This window comes from Nicoliella spurrieriana (assembly GCF_023380205.1).
Taxonomy (GTDB): Bacteria; Bacillota; Bacilli; order Lactobacillales; family Lactobacillaceae; genus Nicoliella; species Nicoliella spurrieriana.
On record NZ_CP093361.1, the window covers coordinates 288,316 to 305,779 of the forward strand.

Sequence of the window (17,464 nt, forward strand, 5' to 3'; positions counted from 1 at the left end):
ACCACCCTTATTAATAGTCAATTGACTACTCACTTCAAGACGGTAACGGGTCTCATTTCGATTAATAATTCATGCAAATTCCGGTATTTCGCATTCATAATCCTGATCGGTTCGCATTAACCACCGACTTTCTGACGCACAGACCATGCCCTACTTAAATGGAATTCAAATTATTCTAAACTAATTTATCAAAAGCTTATCATTGATTAAAGTAACTGTCAATTAGTGAATTAACTAATTTCAGCAATTTTTTGTTCGATAAACTCCGCTAACTTGGGCTCTGGGAAGATGCCAGAGACCTTTTCAACGCCCTTGCCATCCTTAAAGACGACTAGGCTGGGAATACTAAACACCTTGTAGCGTTCGGCAATATCTTGATTATCATCAACGTTAAACTTACCAAACTGAAGCTGATCGCCATATTCAGCTGCTAAGTCCTTGATGATGCGGTCCATAATCTTACATGGACCACACCACGGCGCCCAAAAATCAATGATTGTTAATGGGGCCGAAACGAACTCATTTAAGTTATCACGCGTTACCTTAGTGATCATCAGTGCTGGTCCCCCGTTTCTTTCTCGTAAAGTGAATAATCATCGTAATGATGACCGTCACTAGTACAATGCCACTGAACAACAGTGGTGGAATTTCAATGTCAATTGCGGGAATTGAAATAAAAAGCTTCACCGCAATGATGGCGATCAACACGTATGCCATCGATTTTAATTCTGGGATCTTCTTCATTAGTAGCATAATTACCTCGGCGACCCCCCGCATTGATAGAATTCCAATCATTCCACCAATTAACACGATCACGGGGTTCGGCGAAATTGCTAGTGAAGCTAAGACTGAATCCACTGAGAAGACGATATCCATCATTTCAATCTGGATAACCACCATCCAAAACAATCTCCGGTGGTGTTTTGAATCAGTAGCATGTGTCTTTTTGACCTGCTTTTTATCATTACCATGACTAGTAAAGTGTTTATAAACCAGGTATACCAAGTATAAACTACCAATAACCTTAATTTCCCAGAGGTGAATCAGAAACGTTCCCAATCCAATTACTAAGAACCTGAAAATATAAGAACCCCAAATTCCATAGAATAATGATTCTTCTTGTAACTTTTTAGTCGGTAGTGATTGAGTCTGCGCAGCTAATACCACCGCATTATCCACTGATAATAAACATTCAATTAGTACCAGTGAAAGAATCACTAACCAATCGCTCCCCGATGTAATTACAGATGTCCAATTATTCAAATCGAAGAATGGTCCGTACATTTTAGATAATATTTCCAGCATTGATCTTCCCTTCAAAAAATAAATTTTAAACTATCACTTACTAAATTATAGTACAAGTCAGATAATAATTGCTAGTCAAATCGTTTAATTATTGTTTAATGCCTGTAAGTCAAACCGTTCTAGATTATATTCTTCAATTACACTAATTAACTTGCTAGCGTATTGTGGATCAGTCGCATAAACGTTTTTTTGCAGCAGATTAGCGGCCTTTACGTAGCTAGTCACGTTCGTTTGTTTAATAAAATGCGTCTTGATTGATTCATCATGATCCTTGATGGCGGCTTCTAAGTTTGGATACTTTCTAAATTTAGCCACTACCGTGATGTTTTTACCATTTTCATATTCAGTCGTATCATATGATATCGACTGGCCCTTATAACTCCCCTTAATTCCAAATGGGTTATTGGCCACCTTGTAGAGTTTAGAATTACCCCAATCAGATTCCAGGATTGCTTGAGCAGTCACAATGCTGGGGAGCACGTGATAGTCATTTTGATAAACCTTAATTGATGATGCGGCCACTTGATTTACAAATGCCCGTCGTTGTTTAATTTGTTGAATTTGTTCAGAAGTTAAAGAGCTACTGGACTGTGAACTTTGTTGCGAATTTTCTAACCGGGTGCTGATTTTACGAATTGCAAACCCAAACACCAATACCGCTAAAATGACAATCACAATTAAAATGGCAATTAATTGGCCATGGCGTTTTGGCTTTGCGCCCCGCTCTTTTCTGGTTGGTTGATTATTCTTCAATTCTTTTCCCCTCTATCAATCGTTCTTTTTTGACCGCAACCTTTATTATAGTTAATTAATTGCCAAAACTAAAACAAAATTTTACTTTTTTCGACTTTTTTATAAATTTACCCCCAAAGCTTAGCTCGATAATCTATAATAATAGGTAATTATAATATAAAGGAAAGATAATTTTGATAACAACTCAAATGGTCAACGATAAATTTAAATGGGTCAAAGTGGAAAACCCAAATGAGAAGGACCGGGCTAAACTGCTCAATGATTATGATATCAGACGCGACATCATTGATTACGCATTGGATATTCATGAACGGCCCCGGCTCGAAATTGATGAGGATAATAACTACCATCTATTCATCTATGATGCGCCGGTTAGGCCTGCCTTTATGGGTGATATTAGTGTTGAACCAATTGGTTTATTAATCAGTGACCACATGTTATTCACGTTTACTAGAAAGCGCACTAACTACGTCGTTCCACTGATCAATTCGATTCTGAACAATCCTAATATTAGTAACCCTAGCTTTATCTTAGACCTCATTTTGGAAGCTATTTTTCAAGTGACCACCAAGTATTTCGACTACATTAATAACGCTAATCGGGAACGCACTAGCATCCAACAACACCTAACCCATAAGGCTAATCGGGATTCAATTAACCAGCTTTTGGGGTTGCAGACCCAAACGGTCTATTTCTTGACCGCCTTAAATTCAAATTCCGAAATGCTGTCCGCAGTCCAGAGAACCTTTCGTTCCCAGCTAACTGAGTTTCAAAATAATCGCTTAGAGGACATTTTGATTGAAGCCCAACAGGGATTGTCAATGGCCCAAGTATCCAGTAGCGTTACCCGGGAGGTAACGGATGCATACTCAAACCTACTGGATAGTAACCTAAATTCGACCATGAAGTTTTTAACCATTTTTTCACTGGTCCTCTCAATTCCAAACATCGTCTTTGCGTTCTATGGAATGAACGTTAAGCTCCCATTTGAAAATTCACCAGTGGGGTGGATCATTTCAATTGGGATTTCAATCATTTTATGTATTATCATCTGGATTTTATACCATAAACGTTTTTCTTAAATTAACTAGTCAAGGGAGCCTTTTCAAATGCAACTACTAAAAAGAATCAATGCAAACTGGTTAATTGTGATCGTCATCTGGTTGGTAGCGGTCTTTTTCGCACTAGCCAAACTACCTAACGTTACTAATCTAATCACTAATAACGCGCAACCACAATTTAATCAATCATCACAAATCACGAAGGAAACTCAACTCCAAAATTCATGGGGACGGGGATTAGCACATTCCACCACCCTAGACGTGGTTTATAACAATTCGAATGGCAAATTGGATGGTACCCAGCAATCCAAAATCAATACCGCCATTCGCAACCTACAAAAGGACCGTTCCATCGGCATAAAACAAATTATTTCAATTAACAATACGCCGAATGGGATTTTACAATTGGCATCTAACGACCAAACCACCCAGATCGTGCGGGTCACCGTTAGCAATGAAGCCGCCGTTTCCAATGCCACCATTAATAAATTACAGGAAAAAATGAATATTGCAGGATTAAATACATACGTAACTAGTCCTGAGGTGGTCGCGCACGCCAATGCGCAACAATTTGCGCACGTTTCTAAACTGGTCATGATTATTTCATTCATTGTCATTTTTATCCTGACCGCTATTTTCTTCCGTTCAATTGTTGCTCCGGTCATTTCGGCAGTCACCATGCTAATTACGGAACTGACGGCCCTTAGCCTGATCGGTAATTTAACCGTGCACAAGCACGTGGCCTTTTCTCCATTAACACCCATCTTAGTTACTATGATCACCCTAATCCTTGGGAGCATCTTTAACTTCATGATCATTAAGGCAGTTAGCGAGGAAATTAGCAACCACCGTGATTCGCTCAATGCAACCACTAGTGGTTTAAAGCGGGTTGCAATGCCAATCGTTACGGTCGCATTGGTCCTTACAATTAGCTTCGCGGGGCTTTCCTTCGTTAACTTCTATCCACTAAGGGCATTTGCATCGTTATCCATTGTATTTATTATTTTATTAGCAGCGGTCTTTACCATTAACCCCATCCTCACTAGTTTAATGGGCGCCGAATTACTATGGCCACGGCACCAACCACTCCATGTCGAAACCCATCGGTTCTGGCATCAATTAATGCGGTTACCACTATGGCAACCCATCGTTGGCATTCTTTTGATTGCATACATCGTGGTTCCATTTGCATATTCATACCGTAATAACGTTACCTATGGTAACTTAGATGATGCTAAGAGTACTAATCAAGCAATGGTGGGGGCTAGAATCCTTCAAGCCCACTTTAGTCAGGGGAAGGCGACTCCGGTTACCATTTATCTTCATAACGCTAAGCAGCCCCTTAACCAACAGGCCAACGTAGCAAAAATCGACGAATTAACCACCAAGCTAAAGGCGGTCCCAAATGTTAATGCGGTGTATTCAATTACCCAACCTAGCGGGGTTCCAATCAATAAGTACTACGTTCAAGGCCAGCTTAATAGCATTACTAAAAAGATCGACTCCGTTCAAGTTCAATTAACAAATAGCATCAAAAAGGTCAATCAGGGGACTAAGAACATCACCGCTGCGAAGTTAAGTTCTGAAGCTACTGCCCTTAGCCAATTAAAAGCAACCGCTGACGAACTAGCTAGTGAAAACGGCCAATTAGCAAGTCAACTTGTGGGGGCTGGTCAAACTAGCAGTCAAAATGGCCGTAGCAAAAGTGCCCGAGCCTACCAAAATGAAATTAACCGCTTAAAACAAACAATCGCTAGTGCCGAAACCAGCCTCAGCTCGATTCAAAGTAAGGGCCAACAAATTACCACCGCTTCAGACACCCTTAACACCCAGTTAAGCAAGTACACGGCCAAGTTACAAACGGCTAAGGGGATCCTAGCAAGCATTAAGGGGGCCACTAAAGCAGCTAACCAAAAGCTAACCCCGATTTATGACTACCTAACCGGATTAGCTAAGAGTAACGTGGGGGCTGCTTATTACATTACCCCTACGCAGCTAGCTGATACTGACTTTCAGCAGTCTCTATACACTAACAACAGTGCTGATAATAAGACCACTAAGTTGACCGTGATGTTACAATCCGATCCTAATAATGCTGCACAAACTGCCCGGACGATTAACAACTTGCAGCGCACTGCTAACGTAGTATTACAGGGCACTGAGCTCCAATCATCAACGGTTGCGATTACCGGCCAACCAGCTCAACAAACTGAATTAAGAGCTAATTTTGCAAAATTTGGAATGATTAGCCTCGTTTTAATTGCAGCCTTCATCCTGGTGGTTCTCTTTATCATCAGCAAATCGATTCTAAATCCCCTATTCTGGTTGACCACCGTAGTGATCAGCTTCCTAGCGGGATTGCAATTAACCACCCTAATGACCCACTATGCAATGGGCATTGATCAACTCAGTTGGGAGGCCCTAATCATTAGTGGGATGATGGTTAGCATCATCGGTTTAATCGAAATGACCATTCTTGCCATCAGTTACCGGCAGCGTCAATTGCCGTTTTTTGCGACCATTGTCGAAGGGGTTGACCAACTTGGAACCATCATTAGATACATCAGTGGTTTCTCAATTGTGATCGGCTTAGTCCTATTTGCAATGAACGTTCAGTCACTCAAACAGGCTGGCGTTATCATGATTATTAGTACCATTATTTTCAACATCATTTTCCCAATCGTTGCGGTTGGGTTAGGCAAGCTAGCTGAATATCGGCCAGCTAAGTCGAAATAACCATTCCATTCAAAAAACCACCCTGAAATTAATTTCAGCGGTGGTTTTTATTTTGCGTCATTAATTGGAACAACCCGGTAAACCGTCTCTTCATCTTCCGTTAGATATCCATATAGATAACTAGTTTTCGCTTGATCAAAATAGCCTAGGTTAATCATCGGACGGCCATCAATCCTCTCAACCCCGTAAACTGCATGGGTCAAAAAGCGGTGAATGTTTCTAATCGTTTCTTGCTTATCGTTAGTCATTTTGACCGCAGCTTTTAGGGTGTATCCATCATCCAAATACCCCTTGATCGAACCAATTCGTAACAGGCTAGGAAAATCATACACCCGTGAGCTACTTTCACCATGACGCTTAGACGCTATAAAGCCCTTTTGATCCCAATATCGTAATTGTCGTGCCGAGACATTACAAATTTTGCTTACTTCACCGATTCGAAAGATTAGTTTATGGATATCAATGGGGGTAAAAAATTCATGTTTCCCATTCATATGCATTCTTCCCAACTTAATTAAGGATAAACATACTTTATCACATTATCGCAAACGTAAACCAGTATTTATAATAATGGGGTTAAATTACAAGCCTGTTATATGATTTAACTGACTTGAAACGCCCGTGTTATCTTTTTGTAACATAGAATTGTTAATCTTATAACTGTTGATTTAAGAAACGACCAAAATAAAAATAAAAATTAAAATTAAAATTAATCATTAAAAATACTAAAAATCGAAGGGAATTAAAATTATCATGAACAATCATTTAAAAAAGACTTTTGTAAGCATCGCCACTGCATTTACTTTATTTACCGCAGGCGCATCACTAACTGCCGCTAAGCCAGCTCACGCTGCTAGTGACGAAGATGCCACTACGTTAATCGATGAAGCAAATACCCACATGAATGCAAGATACGTTTGGGGTGCTAACGGTCCTTCATCATTTGATTGTTCAGGATTCACTAAGTACGTTTACAAAAAGGCATTAGGCGTTAACTTACCAAGAACCGCTCAAGCTCAATACAATTCAAATCAAAAAGTTTCAGTTTCAAACCTTAAAAAGGGTGACCTAGTATTCTTTGGTTCCAGCTCCCGTAGCATTTCACACGTTGGAATGTACATTGGTAACGGCAAGATGATCGATGCTCAAAACCGTGGGGTTATCAAGGAAAACATTCACTCAGCATGGTGGAACCTAGTTGGAGCCGCTCGGGTCGGTGAATAATAACAATAATTAAAAGGCGTAACGAAAATAATCGTTACGCCTTTTTTGCGATTTAAATTACTATTGGATGTTATAGTCGGTAACGACGGTTTCATCATCACTGACCGCTAACTTAGTAATACTCCCATTTGCGGGCCGTTCGGTCACATCGTACTTTCCACGACCAAATCGTTCTACAATGCTTAACACGGTATTGCCATGGCTAATTAATAGCACGTTGTCACCGTCATGAATTGCTGAATCATTCTTAATTAAAGCTAGCCCCTGATTTAACCGGTGCCAGTATTCTTCGTTATTTTCAGCTTGATGAAATGGATCGGCTTGCTTTAAGTAGTCCTTAGCCGTTCCAATTGAATCGCTTTCCACAATTGCCTTAAATGTCGGTTTCCCATGCGGCGCTCCTGCTAAGTACCAAGCTTGGTTCATGTCGGTTCCTTCAAAGTAACCATAAAACTCTTCCCTAAAGAATGGTGAAACGGTTAATTTAGCATCTGAAACCTGGTTGGCACCTAAAATGATGTTAGCAGTTTGTTCAGCGCGGGTGGTATCACTACAAAAAGCCGCCTTAAATGGAATCTGCTTTAACTTATCAGCAGTTTGCTTGGCGCCATCAATCCCCTTTTGGGTCAATGGTGAATTACTCCACCCCTGCAGTTTATTATAAATATTGTAATAAGTTTGCCCATGGCGGACAATGTAAATATTAAATGCCATGTCTTCATCCCCTCATGAATTATAATTACCCCTTAATTATAATTCATGAGCTAATTTCTTTCGATAATATTGATTTGCAACCTTTGAATATCTAAGCTGCCTTAACGTTCTATAAACAATGCATTTTAAGTCAAATTGCTTAATTTCAGAGTAGGATAATAATTGGGTTAAAATTAAAACCTCAGACCGTTTAATGACATCAGGGTTATTAGTGAACTCACTTAACGCCGCCCGTAATTGATCAGGATGAAATTCAATTAAGGTCCCGTCGTTTTTGATGACCCTTAACTTCGCATCAGTAATTGATTTAGCTAAATCCACAATAACCCTCCTTTCTGCTATCAATTCGTTTCTATATATAGAGCATCTATTTCATATTATAACAACATATTGTGGTTTGCGCACTGATTAGATTAATTTTTTTAATATTTCGCAATCAAATCATGCTATTTAACTAATATTTTGATAATATTAAATCAGCTATATCCAAAAGGAGATTATATCTTGTCACTTCTTAAACGAAATATCCAAAAAATAAACACCAGAATGGGCTTCTTCTGGCTGCTAGTTGCCCTATTTTGGATCAAAACCATTGCTGCATACTTCATTGATTTTCAATTAAGCATCACGGGTGGATTCGAAATGTTCATCGCATTAATCAACCCCATTGCAACCACCATTTTAATTTTTGGAATTGCACTGTACTTTAAGCGTTCGAGAATCTTTTATCCGTTAATTTTTATCTTAGATATTTTAAACACCGTCTTATTATATTTAAACGTGATTTACTTTCGTGAATTTACGGACTTTATGACGATCAACACGATTACCGGTTATTCAAAAGTTAACCAGGGGTTAAGCGGCAGTTCACTTGCCCTAACCGCCTCCCATGATTTTATCTATTGGATCGACATCGTCTTAGTACTACTGTTAGTTATCTTTAGGGTGATTAAAATGGATAATCGGCCCCTCAGGCCTAAGGTCGGCTTTACGATCACTTCGATTGGATTGTTACTATTTAGTTTCAACCTAGCACTCGGTGAAATGGATCGGCCCCAGTTAATTACCAGAACCTTTGATCGGACTTACATCGTTAAGTACTTAGGCTTAGATGCATTTACCGCATATGATGCTGCAAAGTCCCAACACACCAATGATCTTCGTGCAATGGCCACTAAATCAGAATTAAAGAACGTCTTAAAGTTCACCCGGAGCCACTATGCCCCTGCCAATCCGAAAATGAAGGGAATTGCCAAGGGCCGCAATGTGATTGTGATTCACCTAGAAAGTTTCCAGCAGTTTTTAATTGATAAAAAGATTAACGGGAAGGAAGTGACCCCGTTTCTAAATAAAATCTACCATAGTAAGTCTACGTATGCATTTGATAACTTCTTCCACCAAGTGGGTCAGGGGAAAACATCGGATGCTGAAAACATGTTAGAGACCAGTACCTATGGTTTACCACAGGGTTCCCTATTCTCACAGCTAGGTAGCGATAATACGTTCCAAGCAGCCCCCGCCATTTTAAAGCAAAATGGTAATTACACCAGTGCGGTCTTCCATGGTAACGTTGCTAGCTTTTGGAACCGGAATAATACTTACAAGAACATGGGTTACCAATATTTCTTTGACGCCAGCTACTATGATGTTTCTGGTGATAAATCAACTGGTTACGGACTAAAGGATAAATTGTTATTTAACGATTCAATTAAATACCTCCAAAATCTCCAACAACCGTTCTATGTTAAATACATCACGGTTACTAACCACTTCCCTTACACAATGGATGCTGAGGATAATGATGATAACTTTAAATCAACTGATACCGGTGATTCGATTATCGACAACTACTTTAAGACCGCCCACTACCTGGACCAATCAATCAAAGAATTCTACGCATACCTTAAAAAATCAGGATTATTGAAAAAATCAATCATTATGATTTATGGTGACCATTACGGGATTTCTGACACCGAAAATCAAAACCTTGCCAAGGTGATTAGTAAGGATCCTGATAAATGGGATGATTTTGATAATGCCCAGATGCAACGGGTCCCATTCATGCTAAACATCCCTGGCACCAAGGGCGGTTATATTAGCCATAAATACGGTGGTGAAATTGACGCCCTCCCAACGCTGCTTCACCTGCTTGGGGTTAATTCCAAACCGTTCGTTCAATTTGGGACCGACCTCTTCTCAAGTAAGCACGACCAAGTCGTCGCATTTAGAAATCGGGATTGGATTGATCCGCAATACACGTCAATTAGTGGCACGATTTACGATAACCAAACTGGGAAACCAGCTAAATTAACCAAAGCAGAAATTAAAAAGGTCCAAAAGATTAAGGAAAAGGTTTCACTGGAGCTCTCCCTATCTGACACCCTAAACGAACAAAATCTCTTACGATTCTACAAACCAAAGGGCTTCAAAGAAGTGGACGCCAGCGATTATAACTACGCCAACGGCCTCCAAAAAGCCGAAAAAATTGAAAAGCAACTAGGTAAAAAATCCACCAGCCTCCTTTCAAAACGGGGTGGGAAGTCGACTGTGAACCTATACAAGACTGATGCCCCTGAGGTTAGTCACCATTCCACTGACTCAAATCGTCTGAAGGTAACCAACCCGGATTCAAATAAGTAGCAATTTCGTTAATGACTAAGGAAGTGAGTTATCATTACTAAAACCAAAACTAACCCATGGCAGCTTTCGTATAACGTCATCATCGTTATTTTGGCGTTAGCATCGATTGGAATGGTCATCCTAGATTACATCCACTTGGTATATCTATACCGTGGTTGGCTAATGTTTGTCTACTACGGGATTTGGATCCTTTTCATTCTGGACTACCTAGTGAACCTGGTCATCAGTAACAATAAGCGCCACTTCTTAATTGCTACCTGTTTAGACTTGGTCTCGTTAATTCCAGGCCATCCCATCTTCGTCTTCTTTCGGATTTACCGGGTCATTCGAATTATTCGGAGTTACCATCTTTTTTGGCGCCTCGGGTGGGACGGTAAATTAACTAAAAAGATGCATCAGTTCATTTATGACACCGGCTTTATCTACATTTTTTCAGTTAGTATCATTATTCTAATTATTGCCGCACTAGTTTTTTCACACTTTGAGCACTACCCGTTGAAAACAGCATTATGGTGGGCAATTACGACTGCCACTACCGTCGGATACGGTGACATCGCTCCTCAAACCACCGGTGGCCGCCTGGACGCCGCAGTCCTAATGATTGGTGGGGTTGGTTTTATCGGTTTATTGACGTCTTCAATTACCGACTTCTTCACTAAAAATAACGCCGAAAACGATGGGACATCGGATAAATTGGATCAATTAATGCAACAAGTGGCCCAGTTAAATCAGGAGGTCCAATCCATGCGTAAGGAGTTAAAACAGACACAAAAAAACGCCGCTAAAAAGCCCAAGGCTTCTAAGCAGCGTAACCACCATTAACGTTTGAGTGCAGTACTATGAATTGGTAGATGCCGGTCTGGATACAGCTGGTTAGCAATCTGATTGATTGCTAATGGCACTTCACCGAAACCGGTCGCAATTAGGGTGTCTTTGCCCTCATAGGTGGCACTGTCGCCGACCGCATAGACGCCAGCAACGCTCGTTGCCATCTCAGTATCGACATTAAACATGTGGTGGGATTCATCTAAATCTAACTCCCATCCCTTTGACACCTTGTTACTGGAAATAAAACCATAATTAACTAAAATTTTATCCGCCACAATCTCAATTGTTTCGGCTTCCGTTCGCATCTTCTTAGCGGTGACCAACACTTGATCAGCTTGTGCGGATATTTTTTTAATTAGGTATGGAGTGACCACCTTAACCGCAGAGGCCCTTAGTTGGTCCACCATGTGTTCCATCCCACGGAATTCATCCCGGCGGTGAATCAAATAGACCTGTTTAGCAACATCTGATAGTAATAAGGCGTTGTCAACGGCAGAATTACCCCCACCGGCGACGATTACCGTTTTGCCTTTAAAATCGGCTAAATTTTGCACACTGTAAACAATGTGTTGGTGTTCAAATTGTTCAACGTTATCCACCGCTAATTTCCGTGGTTCAAACGATCCCCCACCGGTAGCGATCAAGACCGTTTTGGAAGCACTAGTTTCATGGGTGGTCTGAATTTTAAATGCATCCGGACCCTTTACTAGATTAGTTACCGCTTGGCCTAACTTAACATCCACATCCATGGTCGCTAATTGATCAGCTAAGCGTTCCACCAGTTGCTTCCCAGTTACACCGGTGAAGCCAGCAACGTCTAAAATCGTTTTTTCTGGATAGATGGCATTTAACTGCCCGCCCAGTTCGGGGAGGCTTTCAATTAATTGGACCCGTAAGTTTCTTAAACCCGCGTAGAAGCCGGCGAACATCCCCACGGGGCCGCCACCAATGATTGTAATATCATAAAGATTATCTTGCATTTTATTATTACCACTTTTCTTTCATATAGTTTTATAATATCATGTTAATATTATATTAACATAGGTCAGAACCCTAGGATAAGTAAAGGAAGTTTAACATGCGCATTCGCAAAAAACACATTGGGATTTCAATTATCCTGTTCATTGAAGCAATTATTTTTATTTTCACCCTGAATTGGCAGTTTCGGGGCAACGTTTTAAATGACGTCCAGGTTCACAAAACCAGAACGGCCACCGTTTTCATCCCTGGATTTGCTGGAAATGCGGTTTCCACCGATGATTTCATTCAACAATTTAGTGAACACAACATCGCCAGTCGGACCCTTAAAATTGGGATTACTAAAAACGGGAAGGTTTATACAATTGAACAGTATAAGAAGGTAGAAAGTGATAACCCACTGGTACAACTGGTCTTTAAGGATAATACCCACCCCTACAAGGAAAGTAACCAAATGGTCAGCGTAATGCGGTATTTAAAGAATAAATATAACATTACTAGTGTAAACTTACTGGGCCATTCTTCTGGTGGCAATATTGCCTACTACTACATGGTCAACCATCCCCACTTAAAGGATTTACCAACCGTTTCGAAGTTCGTGTCGATTGCAGCTGATTATCCCACTAACGATCCATACGCTAAGGGCGGCCCACAAAACCTGCCTAAAAACCTCGAAATCTTAAACATCGCCGGGGAAATTTGGAACCTTAAAAGTGATGCCGAAGAGGCCGTTGATATCGTTAAACCAATGGGTAAACTGGTGCAACCCCATGTTAAATCTTATCAATTCTGGCTCTACAGAAGTGATCCGCTTAGTGCTGAACACTCAATGCTTCACGAAAACCCAGTCATTGATAAACACATCGCCGGATTCTTATTTGGCTTTAAAAAATAACTAAGTAAAAGGGGTGCTCATCGTAATTTTACGATGAGCACCTCTTTTTTGTATTCATATTTAATTCTAGTGACTAATAACATGCTTAGGTCCTGCGTAGCCAAACACCATAATTAAAAAGCTAAATAACGCTAAAATGATCATTGTGACCACTGCCAATAGGTTGCCCAATATTTCACCCATCCGATACGTGGTCATCGAACTAGCTAGTATCCTGGATAAATCGTATCCATCTAAAGCTAAGGTTAAATTGCATTGAAATATTAAGAACAATCCAGATGCAATAACGACCAATTTTTTATTATGAGTCAGCGGCTGAACATCGCTTTTGGTGGTATTCCACACAATCATATTAACCACTAACAACAACGTGATAAACGGCACCCGAACGTGCCAAGAATTCACCAAATTAAAGTAATATAACAACAGTAAGCAGATATTTAATCCATAACTAATTTGATTAATCAACTGATTTCTTTTCATTAGCTCACCCTGCTTTTGATAATTATTTACGATATCGCTATTTTGCCGTAGCAAATCATTTAAATCAATATCATAATCACTACTAATTTTCAGCAGCATCGGAATGTCCGGATATGAACGTTGATTTTCCCAACTAGAAATGGTTTTACGTGACACGTTCAGTTGCTGCCCCAATTGGGCTTGCGTTAACGAATGCTGCCTGCGAAGTTGTTTGATGTTTGCACCAAATGGCATCTCTTCACCTCCCTATCCGATCACCTTCATTATTGACGGATTCATGCAATTAGCCAAGCTAAGCTAACGTTACATCAACGATTGCTAATTTACTTAGCCCCCATTTAATGCCCATACACCACATTATTTCAATCGTTTCCGGATTTGTTGACCCTGCAAAGTGCGCACTTCACGCAGCCCGGCATCAATTAACCAAAAGATAATCACCCAGCCAACTACGATCAATAAATATTTCAATAAGTAAAATTCATTAACCCACCATACTGGAAATTGCCAATCCCACATTGCGTGGAGCAAAATGGCGACTAAGTAATAACTAAGAAAGTGCGCATTCGTGAGTGCATCATGAAGCGTAAAGTGATGATAGCGTTGCTTCCCTAAAATAACGGCGGCCCCAATGATTGCAGCCCAGATGGTGTGGGTCCCAATTGCTTGCCAACTACGTAATAAGATGGTCGATAGGCCAAACTCATTCGAATACCCAGCCGTTTCAAAAATTGCAAACCCCGCCCCAATTGCAGCGCCAATTAAAATTCCGTTCAAAATGTAATTGAGCTTAAAGCGGTTAATAAAGATCACAATGATAATCGTTTTCGCGGTTTCTTCAATGAACCCGACCAACAATGCTGAGCCTAATGACACCCCATTGCCAGATGGAATCACATCGTAAAGAACCATCGTTAATAATAACGAGGCCACCCCGCCCACTAGCATGGTCGTATTGACCTGCATCAGTGAAATATTGCGGTAAACATTCATTTCAAAAAACATGATTAAGATCGAAAACGGCACCACTAGTGACCCCACGACCATCATTCCAGGAATCGCCTTATCACTACCAAAGCCTAAGTAAAGAATGGTTAATAGTAAGAAACTAAAACTAAGTAGCATAAAAAAACGTGAAAACAGCCATGGTTTAACCGGTGCTGATGAAACCTTAGTTAGCGCAGGCGTGGTTTGTTTAGTCCCTGCAATCATGATTCGATCGGCTTCATCACGAGAATGACGGTGGAATACCTGCTGAAACAACTGGCTGAGGTGAATTTCAACGAACTGGTTGCCCCGATTCGCCTCATTTTTAATATCATCCTTAATCCGGGCATAGTTACGCTTGACCCCCATCATGGTCGTTGACAGTAGCACGGTGTGTAATGAACCCGTTAGTTTGTTTTTTGCCAATTAAATTGAACCTTCTTCATTTTTTGTTTGTGTTTACATTGATTTTACAGTATCATTAAGATAAATAATTAACTTTTCGACTAAATAATTGAGGAGCGCGATCATGACAAATAAAAAAGTGATTTTAGATGTTGATACCGGAATTGACGATGCAATGGCAATTGCATATGCAGTTGCTGCACCAGGATTAGATTTAATCGGGGTGGCCAGTTCATATGGTAACCTAGTGGTGCGGGGCGCAGCTGAAAATTCATTGAAAATTTTAGAACTACTGGGCCATACCGACATTCCAGTCTTCATGGGTGAATCACATTCAATGGCTACCGATCACTTTGACAGAATGCCAGTTAGTGCACACATTCATGGTGAAAACGGGATTGGTGACGTCGAATTACCCGCTCCGACGCGGCAACCAGAAGCCCAAAGTGCCGTTGATTTTATGATTGAATCAGCTCACAAATATGGCAAAGAGCTAGTTATCATCCCCACCGGTGCATTGACTAACGTTGCGACTGCAATCGAAAAAGACCCTAGCATTGTTGACTTAATCGGTGACGTGACCCTGATGGGTGGTGCCCTGACCGTTCAAGGAAACGTTAGCCCGTTTGCAGAAGCGAATATTAACCAGGATGCTGAAGCCGCTAATACGGTATTTACTAGTAACCTCCATGACACGATGGTCGGCTTAGACGTGACCTTACGGACGCTCTTGACTAAGAAAGAAACCCAACAATGGCGTGACCTCGGTACTAATGCCGGTGCTAAGTTTGCCGACATTGTTGATTACTACATCGATGTGTATGCAGAACTGTATCCCCACTTAGATGGTTGCTCACTACACGATCCACTAGCAGTCGGGGTGGCCGAAGATCCATCCTTTGTCCGGACTTTAGACATTGACATGATCGTAAATACTGATAAGGAAAAGTACGGGCGGACCATTGGTGATAACACTAGGTTAGACGACCCAAACCCATCAGTGAGTGCCGCCATTGAAGTGGATACCGATCGCTATTTAGCCACGTTTATGAAGTACCTTACGACCCTCTTTAAAAATAATAAATAATCAGCATCAAGACCACGGTTCAATCGAACGGTGGTTTTTACAACTTAAAATAATTAGCTAAAAACTGCCCGACGCCATCGTGATCATTGTCGAACTGCGTTTCTTGATCGGCAATCCGTTTTACTTCCGGTTGACCATTTTGCATCGCAACCCCCACGCCAGCAGCCTCAATCATTTCTAGGTCGTTTTCAGCATCACCAAAGGCCATTAAATTAGCAAATGTCCAGCCATAATGATCGAGCAGCGCCTTTAAGCCGACGGCCTTGTTCATGTGTGGAGCGATAAATTCCAAAATTTTGGGTTGGGACCGGACGATATGGTAAGCACCCTGGTTGTTAAACCCATCCCTAGCTGCATCTAATTTATCGGGCGTGGTGGACATAATCGCCTTACTATATTGCTGATCGGATGGTAGCGTTTGAAATGTCTTTGGGATGAACTTTACGTCGGCTTTCATGATGGTATGGTACATTGATGGTGCTAATTCGGTTAATTCGTAGATCGAATCAAAATCAAGGATGTTTAACGGGAGCTGTGCTCGCTTAGCAAAATTATAAATTGGTTCAAAATCCGCCTTCGTTAATCCAGATTTAAACAGGGGGTGGCGGGTTTTATTATTAATTACTAACGCGCCGTTAAAGGTAATCGTGTAATCCGTAGCGCCCACTACCCCCAGTTGATCAATGTAATTTTGAATTACACTGATTGGCCGGCCGGTACAAATGACGACCCTCACCCCCGCAGCATGGAGCTTTTTCAACACGCGGGTATTAAAATCACTAATTCGTTTATCGCTAGTTAACAGGGTCGCATCTAAATCTAGTGCAATCATTTTTATCATTATTCATTACTCCCATCTAATATTACAAAAAAAGCATTAATTTCACTTAAGAAATTAATGCTTATGGTTAAACTACGGAACTAGGCGCCCAATTGAGCCTCTAATTGACGTAATTCAGCTTCTCTAACCTTACGTGGTAAGAAGCGACGAATTTCTTCTTCGTTATAGCCAACTTCTAGGCGTTTATCATCAAAGATGATTGGACGTCTGATTAAATCAGGGTATTTCACAACTAACTTAATTAATTGTGAAACTGATAAGTCATCTAAGTTGAGGTTTAGCTTTTTAAAGATATTAGATCTAGTGGAAATAATGTCTTCGCTTCCATTTTCAGTTAGGCGAAGAATTTGTTTTACTTCGTCGGCGTTTAATGGATTAGAATTGATATTACGTTCCTTAAATGGAATATCGTGTTCCTTAAGCCAAGCACGAGCTTTGCGACTTGATGCACTACTAGGTGCTACATAAAGATTTAACATGAACATCCACTCCTTTAAGTGTATTGGATATATCGACGATTATGAGAA

Annotated in this window: 18 protein-coding genes; 7 read left to right on the forward strand and 11 right to left on the reverse strand. The window is 40.6% G+C overall.

The window, feature by feature from the left end; translation table 11 throughout:
* Positions 1-230: 230 nt before the first annotated feature.
* From trxA to MOO44_RS02960, 3 genes are all read right to left on the reverse strand, one after another.
* Positions 231-554 (reverse strand): thioredoxin, encoded by a 324-nt coding sequence (trxA, locus tag MOO44_RS02950; RefSeq protein ID WP_260116937.1) that lies wholly within the window; start codon positions 552-554, stop codon positions 231-233.
* Positions 544-1,305 (reverse strand): TerC family protein, encoded by a 762-nt coding sequence (locus MOO44_RS02955; RefSeq protein WP_260116938.1) that lies wholly within the window; start codon positions 1,303-1,305, stop codon positions 544-546. The genes trxA and MOO44_RS02955 overlap by 11 nt, the downstream gene beginning before the upstream one ends.
* A gap of 84 nt (positions 1,306-1,389) precedes the next feature.
* The gene (locus MOO44_RS02960; protein WP_260116939.1) at positions 1,390-2,058 is read right to left on the reverse strand and encodes a glycoside hydrolase family 73 protein; all 669 of its coding nucleotides are present in this window, start codon (positions 2,056-2,058) and stop codon (positions 1,390-1,392) included.
* Between the two features lie 173 nt (positions 2,059-2,231).
* On the opposite strand from MOO44_RS02960, the gene MOO44_RS02965 reads away from it, so the two are divergent.
* On the forward strand, positions 2,232-3,140 hold the full coding sequence (locus MOO44_RS02965; protein WP_260116940.1) for a magnesium transporter CorA family protein: 909 nt from the start codon (positions 2,232-2,234) through the stop codon (positions 3,138-3,140).
* Positions 3,141-3,167: 27 nt separating this feature from the next.
* The gene (locus MOO44_RS02970) at positions 3,168-5,855 is read left to right on the forward strand and encodes an MMPL family transporter (protein WP_260116941.1); all 2,688 of its coding nucleotides are present in this window, start codon (positions 3,168-3,170) and stop codon (positions 5,853-5,855) included.
* A gap of 47 nt (positions 5,856-5,902) precedes the next feature.
* Here MOO44_RS02970 and MOO44_RS02975 read toward each other — a convergent pair whose 3' ends face one another.
* Positions 5,903-6,349 (reverse strand): MerR family transcriptional regulator, encoded by a 447-nt coding sequence (locus tag MOO44_RS02975; RefSeq protein WP_260116942.1) that lies wholly within the window; start codon positions 6,347-6,349, stop codon positions 5,903-5,905.
* A 259-nt stretch (positions 6,350-6,608) separates the two neighbouring features.
* Here MOO44_RS02975 and MOO44_RS02980 point away from each other — a divergent pair, with 259 nt between their 5' ends.
* Positions 6,609-7,079 carry a C40 family peptidase gene (locus tag MOO44_RS02980; protein WP_260116943.1) on the forward strand — a complete coding sequence of 157 codons (471 nt, stop codon included), beginning with the start codon at positions 6,609-6,611 and terminating at the stop codon, positions 7,077-7,079.
* Positions 7,080-7,139: 60 nt separating this feature from the next.
* Here MOO44_RS02980 and MOO44_RS02985 read toward each other — a convergent pair whose 3' ends face one another.
* Together MOO44_RS02985 and MOO44_RS02990 are read right to left on the reverse strand one after the other, a co-directional pair.
* Positions 7,140-7,793, reverse strand: a complete 654-nt coding sequence (locus MOO44_RS02985) for a histidine phosphatase family protein (RefSeq protein WP_260116944.1) — start codon at positions 7,791-7,793, stop codon at positions 7,140-7,142.
* Between the two features lie 36 nt (positions 7,794-7,829).
* Positions 7,830-8,114 (reverse strand): hypothetical protein, encoded by a 285-nt coding sequence (locus MOO44_RS02990; RefSeq protein ID WP_260116945.1) that lies wholly within the window; start codon positions 8,112-8,114, stop codon positions 7,830-7,832.
* Between the two features lie 225 nt (positions 8,115-8,339).
* On the opposite strand from MOO44_RS02990, the gene MOO44_RS02995 reads away from it, so the two are divergent.
* Both MOO44_RS02995 and MOO44_RS03000 read left to right on the forward strand, forming a co-directional pair.
* The gene (locus tag MOO44_RS02995; protein WP_260117289.1) at positions 8,340-10,433 is read left to right on the forward strand and encodes an LTA synthase family protein; all 2,094 of its coding nucleotides are present in this window, start codon (positions 8,340-8,342) and stop codon (positions 10,431-10,433) included.
* Positions 10,434-10,514: 81 nt separating this feature from the next.
* Positions 10,515-11,255 (forward strand): ion channel, encoded by a 741-nt coding sequence (locus MOO44_RS03000; RefSeq protein ID WP_341482926.1) that lies wholly within the window; start codon positions 10,515-10,517, stop codon positions 11,253-11,255.
* Here MOO44_RS03000 and MOO44_RS03005 read toward each other — a convergent pair.
* The gene (locus tag MOO44_RS03005; protein WP_260116946.1) at positions 11,252-12,241 is read right to left on the reverse strand and encodes an NAD(P)/FAD-dependent oxidoreductase; all 990 of its coding nucleotides are present in this window, start codon (positions 12,239-12,241) and stop codon (positions 11,252-11,254) included. The genes MOO44_RS03000 and MOO44_RS03005 overlap by 4 nt on opposite strands.
* A gap of 98 nt (positions 12,242-12,339) precedes the next feature.
* On the opposite strand from MOO44_RS03005, the gene MOO44_RS03010 reads away from it, so the two are divergent.
* Positions 12,340-13,134 (forward strand): alpha/beta fold hydrolase, encoded by a 795-nt coding sequence (locus tag MOO44_RS03010; protein ID WP_260116947.1) that lies wholly within the window; start codon positions 12,340-12,342, stop codon positions 13,132-13,134.
* A 66-nt stretch (positions 13,135-13,200) separates the two neighbouring features.
* On the opposite strand, the gene MOO44_RS03015 is transcribed toward MOO44_RS03010, so the two are convergent.
* Positions 13,201-13,851, reverse strand: coding sequence for a helix-turn-helix transcriptional regulator (locus MOO44_RS03015; RefSeq protein ID WP_260116948.1), 651 nt, complete (start codon positions 13,849-13,851; stop codon positions 13,201-13,203).
* Positions 13,852-13,974: 123 nt separating this feature from the next.
* A complete protein-coding gene (locus tag MOO44_RS03020; RefSeq protein WP_260116949.1) occupies positions 13,975-15,030 on the reverse strand; it encodes a PrsW family intramembrane metalloprotease in 1,056 nt (351 codons plus the stop codon).
* A gap of 103 nt (positions 15,031-15,133) precedes the next feature.
* Between MOO44_RS03020 and MOO44_RS03025 the strand changes: the two genes are divergently transcribed.
* Entirely contained in the window at positions 15,134-16,096 is a 963-nt protein-coding gene (locus MOO44_RS03025) for a nucleoside hydrolase (protein WP_260116950.1), read from the forward strand.
* A gap of 37 nt (positions 16,097-16,133) precedes the next feature.
* On the opposite strand, the gene MOO44_RS03030 is transcribed toward MOO44_RS03025, so the two are convergent.
* Both MOO44_RS03030 and spx read right to left on the reverse strand, forming a co-directional pair.
* Positions 16,134-16,937 (reverse strand): Cof-type HAD-IIB family hydrolase, encoded by an 804-nt coding sequence (locus MOO44_RS03030; protein WP_260116951.1) that lies wholly within the window; start codon positions 16,935-16,937, stop codon positions 16,134-16,136.
* 80 nt (positions 16,938-17,017) lie between these two features.
* A complete protein-coding gene (gene spx / locus MOO44_RS03035) occupies positions 17,018-17,416 on the reverse strand; it encodes a transcriptional regulator Spx (protein WP_260116952.1) in 399 nt (132 codons plus the stop codon).
* Positions 17,417-17,464 lie beyond the last annotated feature (48 nt).